A 13,490-nucleotide genomic window follows, 5' to 3' on the forward strand; every position below is an offset into this window, starting at 1 on the left:
CTCACTGGCCTGCCAGTTCTTTCCATGCAAGCTGATCCGTCAGATGCCCACTCTCTCTTAGTCGCTTCAACGTGACTAAGCGTATCAACTCCCCCTTCCGAAACTCAGGATCGTGAAAGCTCATCGACATGAGCCCGTCACGAAGATCCTTCACGGCACTCTGAAGATCGACAACCGGAAGAAATCCCTGTGCAAGCTTGGAGAACTTATCGAAATTAACCCGGTAGGATCGCTTATCAGGCTGCGCGTCTCTATTAATTAAAACTTCGACACCTGGGACAAGTTGAGTGACCGCCATGGCTAAATCCTTCACCTGATAATTCCACGTATCGCTTCCCACATTGACCGTCAAAAACGCGCCGCCATCTCGACGGTCTCTCTGCACCGCCCAATCAATGGCTCTCGCCATATCCCTCACGTGAATTAATGGCCGCCATGGCGTTCCATCACTGAGGATATTGATTTGCTTCGACACAAGTGCGCCAGCCACAAAATCATTCAACACAAGATCCAACCGTAACCGATCACTCATCCCGCACGCTGTTGCAAACCGGAGACAGGTTACCGCAAACGATTCGGATGCGAGCGACGCCAAATCTCGTTCAGTACCGACTTTCGACTTTGCATAAGCTGTGAGGGGATTAAGCTCATCTTCTTCCCGACGAGGCCCTCCTTCTGCAAAGCCATAGACACTGCAGCTCGATGCGAACACAAACGCCTTGACCCCGGCTCGTTTTGCCTTGGCAGCAAGATCAATACTTGCTCGATAGTTGATATCAAGGGTAATGTCCTCAAAAATGGCTCCCATCGGATCATTTGAGATCGCACAGAGATGCACAATCGCATCAGCTCCCTGGAGGATCTTTTCAGGCACCTGCCTGATGTCCCCGAAATACTGGATATCAGCTCGGCTTTCAGGAAACCGCGCTGGACCAGTTAAGCAATGAGCAAAGTACCCAATATCGTATCCTATTAAGGTCGAGTCTGGATGCGACTCTCGTAGTCGACGTAGAACCAAGGGCCCAACATAGCCCATATTTCCTGTGATCAAAATTCGCATATTCATTCCTTGGTCTAAATATTAACCGAATTTGGTGACTCCCTGGGGTTACTTAGGCCGACGCAAGCAGAAGCGCAAGATTTAGAGATCACAAGTCTCATCTGCTGAAAGACTCACCCTACCATATCTTCCAAGGGGCCCGTGATGATTGCCAAAGATTCTCTAAATAGGTTTTTTCGCGCAGGGTATCCATACAGGACCAGAAGCGATCATGTCGGTACCCCATCAATTGACCATCTTTCGTGAGTTGTTCGATCGGTTCCCGCTCCCACGCAATTTCATCCCCTGTAATGTAATCAATGGCCTTATGCTCCAAAACATAGAACCCGCCGTTGATCCAACCTTCCTCAGCGCGCGGCTTCTCTTTGAAATCAACGATATGGTCCCGCTCAAACACCAGTCGTCCGAATCTGGCAGGAGGTAAGACCGACGTTACGGTAGCTAGTTTCCCGTGTGACTTGTGAAACCGTATTGCAGCCTGAATATCGACGTCTGAAACCCCATCTCCATAAGTAAAAAGAAATGTTTTGTCGTCCCCGATCCACCTTTTCAACTGCTTGAGCCGACCACCCGTCTGAGTGTGCAGACCAGTATCAACAAGATGGACCTTCCAATCCTCATGCTGCTTACCGTCATGAATCGTCGTTTTCCCACTTCCAAGGTCGACGGAAATATCTTTATTGAAGGCATAGAAGTTCAGAAAGTATTCCTTGATCATTTCCCCTTTGTACCCAAGCGCTATGATGAACTCCTTTATACCGTGAGCAGCGTAAATCTTCATGATATGCCACAGGATAGGTTTCCCACCAATTTCAACCATTGGCTTCGGTCGCAAAATGGTCTCTTCCGCAAGTCGAGTCCCCATCCCCCCAGCAAGAATGACGGCTTTCACGCTTGTTTCCTCCTATTCATGAACAAGATATACAGTGAACCCTCGAGCTCATTTCCTCTATCATCCTGAGGAAAAACAAAAGGCATCCGGGCCTACGCTGCAAAACCGATGGTAGTCTGATCCATGTCGATTACAGCACGAGATTGAATAGCCACCGCACGAAGGGGCAACATCGCTCGCTACCTCCCTGACATTCTCCACATAAACACCGCGGCTAATCTAGCCAAGGGACCATCCTGTGATTCGAACTAGCTGACCAGATTCCGCTTTCTTTGATTGTTCAATAGAATTAGGCCTTGGGCTTTGATATTCGATTCTTGGTCCCATCAAGTATCATGGAGCCAACTACTGCATTGCTGGGTCCGAATGTGACTAGCTCCCGAACCCCTCTCGTATAAGCCAGCACTCGGTACTGTTTCATGAGGTTCGCTCGAGCGAACAAAACCCTGGAAAGAGAGGAGTAATGACGAGCTTTGATTGATAATTAATGACCCGTTTTTCATCCAACAACGAAAAAAACACTCTATTCCAATACGTTCAAATTGTTGAGCTACCAGCCCCTCAAGTTTGGTTTTTGTGTTCAGTGCATACCAATGCACCCCGAGTGATTCCGTTCCCGTTATCCCCTCACCCCTCATGCCTAGCTTCATAAGTATAATCGGATCCAAAATATAAGCTACCCCCCCCCCGGTAGCCAGTGGCTTCCTAATCTAAATGGAGGCCACAATCGAATCTGGCTCTCTGAATCCTAAATCCCTGTATTGCGAATATTATTGGCTTACCAAGCTTTTACAGCACAAAGCGCTCTGATCTAAACCCTGGGCCCACGACAGACTCACAGTCCTAGACTTAAGCCCTAAAACAACGCACAGATCAAACTTTTCCATGAGTGAGCAATCATTCCCAGCCACAGTTATAATACTACCAGACTTAACATTTTTTGTTACCGACATCATAACAGGCTGATTCTCATTTTCTTTGCCTTGTAGTTATATACAACATATCTCTTCACACCTATACAAGCTCGATCCAAGATCGAGACAGTGCAGTGACGCGAGCCATTAAACTTCCCACCTAATTCTAAGCAAACGCTTTTACTAAGAACCGTCTGATTAATTCGGAGTTTCGATTGGAAACCAGTAGAGTCTCCAATGTTTTGAGTAGTGTTCGCCCAAGAATCTGAACTAATCAGCCTCCTTAGCCAAATCTAGGGCACACACTCATTTATTGAACTGTCAGCTGCCTAATCATTCAGCCATCGCACGAGTAAAAGGGGGTTACCTAACCGTGAAGATCGTCAAAGCATGTAAGTTTTTCTGCCTGAATACCCTGCATACTCAGTTTTGGAACCACACGTACCGATAAAGCAGACACGGCAACAACCGGTGGATCATCAGCGACCTCGCTCATGTGCTGTAATCTGGCGACCTCTAGAGAAAATCTTATTATAGCCAAGCCTATAATCTGACCCTCCCCTAATTCCGTGGACACCGGGTTACGCGACCGCCACTCTCGCTTCGTACTCGGCTGGGGAGTGATAGCCGAGGGTCGAGTGGCGGCGTTGCCGATTATAAAATACCTCAATGTATTCGAAGATGTCCTGGATCGCTTCGCTCCGCGTCCTGTACTGCCGCTGGTAGACGAGCTCGCGCTTCAGGGTCCCAAAGAAGCTCTCCACACAGGCGTTATCCCAGCAGTTCCCTTTGCGGCTCATGCTGGGGATGAGGCCGTACGCATCAAGCAAACGCTGATAGCTGGTAGCGGCATACTGACTGCCGCGGTCCGAGTGGTGCAGGAGCCCTGCCGTGGGAGTTCGGTTCGTCAACGCCATCGTGAGGGCCTGCTGGGCCAAAGCAACAGTTAACTGCTGTCCCATGGCCCATCCGACCACTCGGCGTGAGTACAGATCCAGCAGGACGACCAGATAGAGCCAGCCCTCCAGCGTCCAGACGTAGGTCAAGTCCCCGGCCCACACCTGATTGGGCGCCGCGACAGTGAAGGTCCGATCCAGGGTATTCGCGGCCACCGGGAACCGATGCTGGGACTGGGTGGTGGCACGCCACTTCGTCACGGTCTTCGCCCGAATCCCTGCCCCACGCATGAGCCGAGCCAGCGAGGGCGCGGCACATCAGGCGGATTGGATAGCGACGGTCGTATTCCCTGATCACTCGGTATCTCATCGAGATTCCTTCGCGAAGAACGCCGCCGCACGTCGTAAAAAATCCCGCTCCTGCTTCAAGACAGCATTTTCACGCCGGAGCTGGGTATTGCCGATCATCTCCTCTACCGGTGGAGAGCGGAGCAGCAACAGGCCGAGGTGCGTGGGCAGACCCGGCAATCCCTCCGAGTCGAGCAGGCGGAACTGGCCCAGATCCCGCGCCACCTGGGCCACGGGATGCTCGGACTCTCTGACCAAGCGCACCGCTTCTTCCTTGAATGTTTCCGTATACGACCGTCGTGTCGTCGTGCTCATCCTGTCCTCCAATTTCCGCATGCTCCCACTTATGAAGGTGTCAGTGAAATCGGGGGAAGGTCAATCACTGATAGCCTCATGGGTGGAACTCTGTCAGAATGAGGAGCATGAGATGTTCATTGGATTTGCCACAAGCGGGTAGTTGATTGTGTTCAGGATGGTGGAAGCAAGGCGGAAGCCGCCCAGCATTTTGGAGTCTCGCGCCATTGCATCTGGAACGCGCTGCACAAGATGGGATGGCCCCGGAAAAGAACGACAGGCGACAAAGAGCGCAGCCCAAGGCAACGAAGACGGTTCCTCCGCCGTCGGGCGCGGTACGTTGAGCGCGGTCTGCAGCCCGTCCATATCGATGAATGCGGCTTCGCGCCTTCTGTGAGTTGCCGCTATGGGTATGCGCCCAAGGGACAGCGCGTACCTCGCTGATCGCCACCCGCATCGGGCAGGATTGTGCAGAACCCTTCCTGTTCGAAGGCACCTGCGATACGGAGGGGTTCAACTCCTGGCTCAAAACCAGGCTGTGCCTGCACCTCACCCACGATCACCTGGGCATTATGGACAACGCCGCCTTTCACAAATCACCGGAAACGGTCCAGCTCATTGAGGGAACCGGTGCGACACTGCTCTTCCTCCCGCCGTATTCCCCCACCCTCAACCCCATCGAGCACGACTTCGCTGCGATCAAGAACAACAGGGAGTACGATGAAACTGCTTCCATTGACGAGATCGTAAGCGCATATCAATGATTAAGGGCTGAGCTATAATTCAACTTTTTAACCAACCAGCTCTCAAAACACTGGAGATTCGACTGGCCTGTGATCGAAATTTAGAATAAACCCGGATTCCGCAGTAGCGCTGTGCTTAAGGGGAGGCTCTTGGCGCGTGGGGTGACGGTTGGACTGTCGACACCGGGACATTCGCGGCGTAAACAGAGGTCTGATTCGTCTCATTCGTTTCGTTGAGATCCCACTCCAACTGCGCCGCAATCGGGAGCCCCTCGGAGAGTGTGCGGAGGCGCTGGAGAAACTCGGGTCGCTCCTCCGGGGGGACGGCGAATCGGATGCGCAGCCGTCGCGCATCGGGGATCAGATCGGCCCCGACGAGAAAGATCAGATCCCGGACGGCACGCAGCCGCCGTTCAAACCAGCACGACGGGAGCACGGTTTCCCGAAATCCCATCAGCAGATTGTACAGGACGCAGCCGGTCCGGAAGGCCGCATCGGTCGCGTCGAAGGACTGGAGGCCGAATGTATCGAGACTCAGGTCCTCCTTGAGTTCCTTGATGCGGTTCTCACAGTCGGCCCGGCCGGCATACATCCGGGTGACCAATTCGGCAGCAAAGGGGACCGTGGTGATGAACACCCGGTAGGTGTAGCCAGGACACTCGATCAAGCGCCGCCCACTGGCGGCGGGCCGCTCCGTCAAGGTCTGACGCCGACAGACAAACCGGCGAGCCTGGCCCCGCCAGGCCGGAAGTGTTGCCATCAGGTCCGCGACCGCAATCCCTCGCGTGACGGGCTGCCACTCCACTTCGGGGATGCGGTGGATGACCAGCTTCCGGACCAGCGGAGTGAGCTGAGCCACAATGATGTAGGGAAGTTCGCAGGATTCCAGGGCGGTGAAAAACGCCGTCACACAGAAGCCGGCATCGGCTCGTCCCAAACCGATCCGGTGTCCCGCAGGCAACATGGTGAGCGCCTGGGCCAAAAATTCCCGTACTCCGTTGGCCGCGTCCCAGCATGCCCCGCCCGTAAGGTCGCCCACAAGAGCCGCCGGCGTTCACTCAGCCAGGCCACCAACGGATGATGGGAAGGCCGCCCATGTTTGATCGGATTATGTCCCTTCAGACTGCCGTCTTGCTCGCCATAGCGACAGAACACGGTGGAATCCAGATCCAGGGTATGGCCCATCAGCGTCGGACGCAGGCTCCTCAACGACAGCCGCATCAGGGCCTCTGACACTTCAGTCGTGTGGCGATAGGTGAACCGCCCGAAGAATCGCCGCACCGTATCGGGCGAGGGAAACCGCGGCAGCCCCAGCAGCCGGGGCAGCAGCGGATCACGCCGATAGCGGGTCAGATGTTCAAACCGTTCGGCGCCCAGCGCCAGTCCGTACCACCAGGCCAGCAGGACGTCGACGACGGGAATCTGATGGTTGGAGGTCTTGGCCATCGGCGTCAGCACACTGGTGAGAGCGGTGCGAAGGTTCAGGAATTCGATGTACAACCGGAGCAGAATCACCCCCGCCCACACGGTGATCGAATGATCCGTAAACGCAAAGCGGAGCTTCGGGTAGAGCGGTGAGGCCGATGGCTGACGGGTGCGCATGCCAACCTCCTGGGTGACCAAGAGAAGATGGCTGCCCAGTCTACCTCAATGCACATCAACTGCGGAATCCTGGCTAAATCAGACTTTCCCTATGGTCTATTGACATTCAGCTCTCTCCTGGCCATTGGCGTGGCATTGTTCGACACCCACAGGAGGGGAAATGGCAAGACGCGAGCTACAGGATGATCAATGGAAGCAGATTGAGGAGTTGTTGCCTGGTAAGGCAAGCGATCCCGGGCGGACCGCCACCAATAACCAAAAATTCGTGGATACCGTACTGTGGATTGCACAAATCGGTGCACACTGGCAGGAACTGCCAGAATAGCTTAGCACCTGGAACAGCGTATTCCAACGATATAACCGGTGGGCCAATACAGACGTCTGGCAGCACGTGTTCCAGGCCCTGTCCGGCGATCCCGACTTTGAATATGTGAGGATTGACTCGACGATTGTTCGCGCCCACCAACACGCTGCGGGCATAAAAAGGGGCTCAAGAGACGGAAGCCCTTGGCCGCTCGAGGGGTGGGCTAACCACCAAAATCCACACCACAGTCGATGGCTTGGACAATCCATTACGCTTTATCCTGACACCAGAGCAGGCATCTGACTATACACAGGTGGAGCCGTTGCTGGCAGGATGGTCAGCGCACTACGTGATCGCTGACAGGGGGTACGACCGTCACGCGATCGTAGAAGTGATTGAACGTTCCGGAGCAACAACCGTGATTCCCTCGCGTGCCTGCGTCAATAAGCCGTGCGAGACGGATTTTGCCTTGTACACCGAGCGCTACCGTGTTGAGTGTTTCTTCAACCGGCTCAAACACTACCGAGCCGTTGCAACTCGCTACGCCAAACGCGCCCGCAACTTCGCCAGCCTCGTCTATCTTGCCGCAGCCATGCTCTGGATAAAATGAAGTCAACAGACCCTAGTAACAAATGCTCCTCTGAACCCAAATTCCGCAGTCCTATAGAGGCCCCCGTCTTGAGTAGCAGCCACGTTTAGAGTCCGGGTGTTACTGTAGCCGATTTTCTGGCCAATTGCCTCGCATAGACAGCTGGCGGCAGCCCGCCTAATCATTTTTTGGGTTGTTCCCCATTGTACTCACGCCGCCACGCTTCAATGACGGCTTGGGCATGCGCGAGGTTCAGGAACCAATGCTCATTCAGGCACACATCACGTAGGCGCCCGTTAAATGACTCGATTATAGGCATTCTGGCTGGGCTTGCCCGGTTCAATGAGGTGCAGTGTCACGGTGTGCGCATAGGCCATGGTCGAGCATGCGTTCTTGATGATTAAGCGCATCGTCGGCTAGGCCAAAGTGCGGTATCTGAGGTTGGCAAAAAACACACACTGGCTCCAGATCAGCGGCGGATTGGCAAATTTGTACGTGTCGCGGCGACATCTGTTGGCAGGAGTCTAGCAAACATGGTTCCGGACAGCCCGACAGCGGGCGCCACCCGATGATGACACTCTCAGTCCAGTGAGTTTCTAGCAGAAGGCCTGTATCGATCCATTTCAGAAACAGAGAACCTGGTGTAAACGGGAATTAATCAGACCTTCCTTAGAACATGAACCGGACTCCTACAAGATGGGCGGTAGAACTATTTGATCTTCCAAATGGAAGCATCCGACTCCAACGAACCTCTGCAAGGGTTGGGGTTTCAGCGATAGTGACAGGTGTCGGTACGTAGATCTTGAGAACCTGCTCAACCTTTGGTGCTTGTTCCATAAGAATCAACATACCACCACTGCTGATATTCAAAGACAGTGCCTTCCCCTTCTTGGCAAGGCTACCGCCTCCGCCTTCTTGAACCATGATTTCATACAATATTGGTCTCAGCAACGCAGCTCTCTCTCTGTGGCTTTCATGATTGTCCTGAATCGGCCACTCCCATTCCATTGGTGTCACCTCAATATCCTTCTACGCATATGACAATATTTCTCAATTCCCATTTCACCTTTGTTTCCCTAACCTGTGCCCTTGCTCAACAGCCAATGCCGACTCTAATCTAGATAGATCCATCACACACTCGATTACCCAAACCATTTCAGCCACTTATTACAATCAACCTGGGAGATCCTATGCACGGGTATCCAAATCGGCAATACCAATTTTGTAGGCTGCATTCTCAAAGGTATATGTTGACTCCCTCGAAAGGGTTAGGTACTATTCCGGTAACATGTGGCAAGACTCAGGCACTGGGTTACATCCAATATTCACTCCGTCTCAGGCTTAGAACAATTGATCTAGCTCTTTATGGCTGAATCACCAAAAGGGACTGAACAAACCGATGTTCTTGCCGACCAGAGAGCAGGCTCTGGAATTGTCGTCCTATCGACATCCATGCAACTACTTCACATGAATCGACAGGCTACCGAGCTCGCTAAAAAGATCACAGCAGTGGAACATGGAGGCAGTACAACTGTTTCAGCACGCGGAATACTCCCAACAGCCCTGACTGAGCTTTGCACAGAGATCATCAAAGCCCTCCACATACGGACAGAAGCTAAAGATTGGGAACAGTTTGAACTCAAGCGCGTCACGGGCGACCCCAATCAACCGATTCTACTAAGAGGCTTTGGCTTACCCGATCGAGGCGGGATTCAACATGCCCGACTTGTTGTAACCATGGAAGAGCTAGGGCGAAAACAGAACCTGAATGCGGAACATGCGCGAGAACGCTTCCAACTCACCAACCGAGAGCAATCCGTAGTGGAACACCTCTCAAAAGGCTGGACAAATAAAGAGATTGCTAACGCTCTACAAATTACCGAACAAACTGTCAAAGAGCATATCAAGCACATCATGCGCAAAACGAATTCCACCACCAGGACTGGCATCCTCGTCCAAATATTTAACGCTTAACCACCCTCTTCGCACAGCGTCCCCTTGTCACCCTTTCCCACTGTCACGCAAATAACACAGTGCGTCTAAATTACCACGGTCTAGTCAGGCCGTGTAGCAATTTTTATTTTTATTTTCAATGGCTTTCAAGATATAACAAACGGCCCGCGATTTGCAATTTGCTTCTCAAATTCTATCGGAGGTGACGGCTCAATGCGATCTAGATCTAATGGGAACCTGACAGTTCTGATGCTTGGATTATTTAGCTCAGCTTTCCTCTTCGCTGGATGCACAACTACACCTTCATCCCACACGAACGAATCGAGGGACCGTGGTTTCACCTCATTGTGGAATGCCTACGGCGACTGCAAATCGACAGCAGACCTATCTAAAGCGACAGCAAACTTGGACCACCTCCGATCGGCCAGTCTGCTTGGTCATGAACAAAATGGGTTCATATTGCCACTGCCAAATCGAATTGCTCATCTGGTTTCAACCCCAACCAGCCGGGCGGCAGTGGATGTTAAGGCTATGACCTCAGCCTGCGCTCTTCACACCGGGGAACTCGCGTTGAACCAGGGATACCTTGAAGTTGCACGGGATCTTTTTGTTTCAATTATCAGACTTCATGAAGGGCAACACTCCTACTACGCTGTAAAAGCAAGAACCTTGTTGGCAAAACTCGAGCAAGGACTCACCATTTCACTCAATGCTCGGTAGCCAGGCTCGCCTCACATCCTATCTCGCAACCGGCGATATAAATCCACATAGGCCCTTGCCGATTGACCCCACGATAGATCCGCATTCATTCCCGCAGTGACCAATGAGTGCCAAACCTCCTGTTCCTCATAAACATGAAGCGCGAGTAGAATCGAGGAGAGCAGGGCATCGGGAGAGGGATCAATAAAATGAAAACCTGTTGCGCATCTGGATTTGACCGTTGACGGACGAAAGGGAATAACAGTATCAGCAAGTCCACCTGTACGCCGCACGATAGGAACCGTACCGTATCGCAAGCTATATAGCTGACTTAATCCGCACGGCTCGTAACGAGACGGCATGATCAGCATGTCCGAACCCGCCTCAATCCGATGAGCTCGCCCCTCATCAAAACCAAGAGTAAGACCGATTGTCTGAGGATGCTTCTCCTTCGCGGCAAGGAATTGCTGTTCCAAATGAGTATCGCCAGTACCCAATACAACCAGTTGGAGATCGAGAGCCATAAGCTCTGGAAGAATATCAAGCAAAAGATCAAATCCCTTTTGGAACGTCAATCGGCCAATGACTGCCAGCAGTGGCACATTAAGAATCGGTAATCCTAGCTCCTGCTGCAACGCTCGCTTACACGCCTGTTTCCCTGATAGGTCGTTGGCGTGGTACTGAACCGGCAAGTAGGCATCGTGCGCGGGATCCCATGCAGTCTCATCAATTCCGTTTGCGATACCACTGACACCATTTGTACGGTTTGCCAATACGCCTTCAAGTCCACACCCATATTCCGCAGTTAAAATCTCCCTCGCATAGGTAGGACTTACCGTGGAAACAGCGTCGGAGAAGATGATGCCCCCCTTCAAACAATTAACTGCTCCGTAGAACTCAAGCCCACCCAGTGAGAAGAGCGATGAAGGAAGACCGGTTTTTATGAATTCCTCACCTGGGAATATCCCCTGGTAACCGAGGTTGTGCACAGTCAACAAGGTCTTGATCGACTGAAGACTATTATGCTCATGCGGTAGCACCTTGAGATAGACCGCGCACAATGCCGCCTGCCAATCGTGAAGGTGCAGGACATCAATCTTCTCCCGCTGTACGTCTACTAAGACATGCATCGCTTGAATAACTGCACGACAGAACAAAGTGAATCGGTCAAGGTTGTCCGGATAGTCGCGATGATCCTGCTGATAGAGTCCCGAACGATTGAAGTACGGATCGTGACACACGAACAACACTCTTACCTGATGCAATCCACCGATCACCGGCACATATTCTTCTTCAATGGACACATCCGCCGACGTCCCTTCCATAGGTACAGAGAATTGCATAGTGACCCGACGGTCCTTCTGAGCCAACCGAGTCCGATAGCCAGGCAGCAACAAGGTCACCCGATGGCCTAATTTCGTAAGGGCCATGGACAAGGCCCCCACAACATCCGCAAGCCCACCCGTTTTTGCGTATGGAACCGCCTCAGAGGCGACCATTACAATGTGCAAGCTATTATCTGAGATTTTTGACACCATGCAGGGCAACCAAGGCCAACTTATGGACGTGAAACTTCGTCAATCCCGGTCTTGAATCGAGCTTCATATACCCAGGTTTTTGCCAATGTTCGTAACTCATTGGGTTGGAGCTTTTCTCGATAGACAAGGTGCTCATCAAAAAACACCAACAACCAGCCTCGATCGGGGTAGGCAAAGTAGACGCCTTCGCCTGCGTGAACCCCACCTCTCCATCCCTTCGGCACCTCACCTGAGGCTACCCGGGATCGAGGGATAAGGCTCAAATCTGGCATCACAAAAAAATAGGCGAACTCGCTATGGTAAAAAGGAGGCCCTCCCCAGGCATTCACAACGGCTCTACTGGTGATTTGATCCAGCACAAGATTTTCACTTTGAACCAGCTGCTCTTGCTGCTCCAATGTCGGCATACTTTTGCAGCCGAGCAATAGCATGAATCCCACGAACACACTCAGCGTGGTGTTCATTAGACTGTTAGCGATGTGTCCCATGTCGTAGTCTCCCCTCACAAAAGTCGCCTGGACTTGACTTCAATTGGTTTAACCGGTTGACAGACATCACACTGACACAACCCCCGCAACAAAGTGTAGGAATAAATTCCCGTATCATGGCCATCGCTCCATTTGAATTGAAACGCATAGCGCCCAACTGGTTGAATATCCTGTAGCATGATCAACAACGGAACATCATCGGCCTGAAGGCGACGTGCTCCCGTCCATTCATCAACGCAGGCCGCACAGGGACAATGCTGTCGAAGCGAGCGGACTGGATAAACTGCCCGATGACCGTCGCTCCATTGAATTCCCAATACGCCCTTCTCAAGCCACTCTATATCCCGAGGCTCTAATGCAGCGGCTGTCATACTCACCCCTCTCTCCTGTGATCACGTCTTACGACACAGTAATCGACAAAAAATTCGCGGATGGGAGCCTCCTACCGGCCACAACCGTCACATACCCTTCAATCGCCGCCTCCACTTCTCCCCGCACTTGTCCACTGGCTCGTAATCGTGTCACGAGAATGGGATCAAGACGAATGGCCTGTTGGAGAAATGAGAGGCTGCCGCGTGATAGCGCGACACAGCGAACTCGCTGGTGCGCAACGCATGGTACACACACAAGCCCTCCTGCAACCGGAGAAAAGTGAGGTTCACCTACAAAATGTGTCTTCCCACATGAAGCACAATGGTCGGTCTGTGGACGAAATCCGGTGACACCCAGCAATCTGATTTGAAAAAGGAGCGCCGTAAAGGTTGGGTCTTCACTCTCGTGAAGCGATGCAAGCCCCTGCTCGAGCGTATCAAACAAAAGTGGATCCGGATCTCCATCCGGAGTAATCGCAGCCACCACGTTGACCATCCGTGCCGCCGAATCTATGAGACTGAGAGATTCCCGCAACTTTTGGGAAGACCTGACAAGATCAACGTGTGAAATCCGATATAGCGAGTCGCCGATTTTTTCGAAGAGATTCAACCGGCACAGACTGAACGGCTCAAGTGCCGCGCCAAAACGGCTCTTAGGCCGACGCGCACCACGAGCTACCCCTCGAATCTTGCCTTTCTCTTTTGCGTAAAATGTGACAATTCGATCGGCATCGCCCCACTTGCGACTTCGCAAAACGAGCGCTGTCGCCTTTACGAGTGGCACATCGCCCTCTCATCC

Annotated in this window: 11 protein-coding genes and 3 pseudogenes; 3 read left to right on the plus strand and 11 right to left on the minus strand. The window is 52.5% G+C overall.

Annotated features, from left to right (window positions below; all coding sequences use genetic code 11):
• Window position 1: 1 nt before the first annotated feature.
• From COMA1_RS08845 to COMA1_RS08855, 3 genes and pseudogenes are all read right to left on the minus strand, one after another.
• Entirely contained in the window at window positions 2-1,060 is a 1,059-nt protein-coding gene (locus COMA1_RS08845) for an NAD-dependent epimerase/dehydratase family protein (protein ID WP_090747100.1), read from the minus strand.
• 118 nt (window positions 1,061-1,178) lie between these two features.
• Complete coding sequence (gene rfbF, locus COMA1_RS08850; protein ID WP_090747103.1) at window positions 1,179-1,952, minus strand: glucose-1-phosphate cytidylyltransferase; 774 nt, start codon at window positions 1,950-1,952, stop codon at window positions 1,179-1,181.
• Between the two features lie 1,495 nt (window positions 1,953-3,447).
• Window positions 3,448-4,425, minus strand: a pseudogene (locus tag COMA1_RS08855) (IS3 family transposase).
• A gap of 353 nt (window positions 4,426-4,778) precedes the next feature.
• Between COMA1_RS08855 and COMA1_RS08860 the strand changes: the two are divergent.
• Entirely contained in the window at window positions 4,779-5,168 is a 390-nt protein-coding gene (locus tag COMA1_RS08860; protein ID WP_090747106.1) for a transposase, read from the plus strand.
• A gap of 115 nt (window positions 5,169-5,283) precedes the next feature.
• Here the strand turns inward: COMA1_RS08860 and COMA1_RS08865 are convergent, their stop codons facing one another.
• Both COMA1_RS08865 and COMA1_RS08870 read right to left on the minus strand, forming a co-directional pair.
• Window positions 5,284-6,111, minus strand: coding sequence for a transposase (locus COMA1_RS08865; protein WP_090747109.1), 828 nt, complete (start codon window positions 6,109-6,111; stop codon window positions 5,284-5,286).
• A complete protein-coding gene (locus COMA1_RS08870; protein WP_090747112.1) occupies window positions 6,054-6,749 on the minus strand; it encodes a transposase in 696 nt (231 codons plus the stop codon). Before COMA1_RS08870 ends, COMA1_RS08865 begins: the two co-directional genes overlap by 58 nt.
• A gap of 160 nt (window positions 6,750-6,909) precedes the next feature.
• Here COMA1_RS08870 and COMA1_RS22000 point away from each other — a divergent pair.
• Window positions 6,910-7,663 (plus strand): annotated as a pseudogene (locus COMA1_RS22000) (IS5 family transposase).
• 85 nt (window positions 7,664-7,748) lie between these two features.
• On the opposite strand, the pseudogene COMA1_RS08885 reads toward COMA1_RS22000, so the two are convergent.
• Window positions 7,749-8,016 (minus strand): annotated as a pseudogene (locus COMA1_RS08885) (integrase core domain-containing protein); the annotation flags it as partial.
• Window positions 8,017-8,311: 295 nt separating this feature from the next.
• Window positions 8,312-8,650, minus strand: coding sequence for a PilZ domain-containing protein (locus COMA1_RS08890; RefSeq protein WP_090747119.1), 339 nt, complete (start codon window positions 8,648-8,650; stop codon window positions 8,312-8,314).
• A gap of 357 nt (window positions 8,651-9,007) precedes the next feature.
• Between COMA1_RS08890 and COMA1_RS08895 the strand changes: the two genes are divergently transcribed.
• Window positions 9,008-9,616, plus strand: coding sequence for a response regulator transcription factor (locus tag COMA1_RS08895; RefSeq protein ID WP_090747123.1), 609 nt, complete (start codon window positions 9,008-9,010; stop codon window positions 9,614-9,616).
• Window positions 9,617-10,326: 710 nt separating this feature from the next.
• Here COMA1_RS08895 and glgA read toward each other — a convergent pair.
• Genes glgA through recO form a run of 4 tightly spaced genes read right to left on the minus strand, consistent with a single transcriptional unit; the run spans window position 10,327 to window position 13,475 of the window.
• A complete protein-coding gene (gene glgA / locus COMA1_RS08905) occupies window positions 10,327-11,832 on the minus strand; it encodes a glycogen synthase GlgA (RefSeq protein WP_090747129.1) in 1,506 nt (501 codons plus the stop codon).
• Window positions 11,833-11,852: 20 nt separating this feature from the next.
• Window positions 11,853-12,320: a hypothetical protein gene (locus tag COMA1_RS08910; RefSeq protein WP_141654284.1), complete on the minus strand. Its 468-nt coding sequence runs from the start codon at window positions 12,318-12,320 to the stop codon at window positions 11,853-11,855.
• Between the two features lie 14 nt (window positions 12,321-12,334).
• Window positions 12,335-12,691 carry a gamma-butyrobetaine hydroxylase-like domain-containing protein gene (locus COMA1_RS08915; RefSeq protein WP_090747135.1) on the minus strand — a complete coding sequence of 119 codons (357 nt, stop codon included), beginning with the start codon at window positions 12,689-12,691 and terminating at the stop codon, window positions 12,335-12,337.
• 28 nt (window positions 12,692-12,719) lie between these two features.
• Window positions 12,720-13,475, minus strand: coding sequence for a DNA repair protein RecO (gene recO, locus COMA1_RS08920; RefSeq protein ID WP_090747138.1), 756 nt, complete (start codon window positions 13,473-13,475; stop codon window positions 12,720-12,722).
• Window positions 13,476-13,490: the final 15 nt, after the last annotated feature.

It is taken from the genome of Candidatus Nitrospira nitrosa, from assembly GCF_001458735.1.
In the GTDB taxonomy this organism is placed as follows: domain Bacteria; phylum Nitrospirota; class Nitrospiria; order Nitrospirales; family Nitrospiraceae; genus Nitrospira_D; species Nitrospira_D nitrosa.

What these genes read in the sequence shown, in the direction of transcription:
- COMA1_RS08910 (WP_141654284.1), bottom strand. Translation starts at nt 12,320, where the DNA reads ATGGGACACATCGCTAACAGTCTAATGAACACCACGCTGAGTGTGTTC.
- COMA1_RS08895 (WP_090747123.1), top strand. Translation starts at nt 9,008, where the DNA reads ATGGCTGAATCACCAAAAGGGACTGAACAAACCGATGTTCTTGCCGAC.
- COMA1_RS08860 (WP_090747106.1), top strand. Translation starts at nt 4,779, where the DNA reads ATGCGGCTTCGCGCCTTCTGTGAGTTGCCGCTATGGGTATGCGCCCAA.
- COMA1_RS08890 (WP_090747119.1), bottom strand. Translation starts at nt 8,650, where the DNA reads ATGGAATGGGAGTGGCCGATTCAGGACAATCATGAAAGCCACAGAGAG.
- COMA1_RS08915 (WP_090747135.1), bottom strand. Translation starts at nt 12,691, where the DNA reads ATGACAGCCGCTGCATTAGAGCCTCGGGATATAGAGTGGCTTGAGAAG.
- COMA1_RS08865 (WP_090747109.1), bottom strand. Translation starts at nt 6,111, where the DNA reads ATGTTGCCTGCGGGACACCGGATCGGTTTGGGACGAGCCGATGCCGGC.
- COMA1_RS08845 (WP_090747100.1), bottom strand. Translation starts at nt 1,060, where the DNA reads ATGCGAATTTTGATCACAGGAAATATGGGCTATGTTGGGCCCTTGGTT.
- glgA (WP_090747129.1), bottom strand. Translation starts at nt 11,832, where the DNA reads ATGGTGTCAAAAATCTCAGATAATAGCTTGCACATTGTAATGGTCGCC.
- COMA1_RS08870 (WP_090747112.1), bottom strand. Translation starts at nt 6,749, where the DNA reads ATGCGCACCCGTCAGCCATCGGCCTCACCGCTCTACCCGAAGCTCCGC.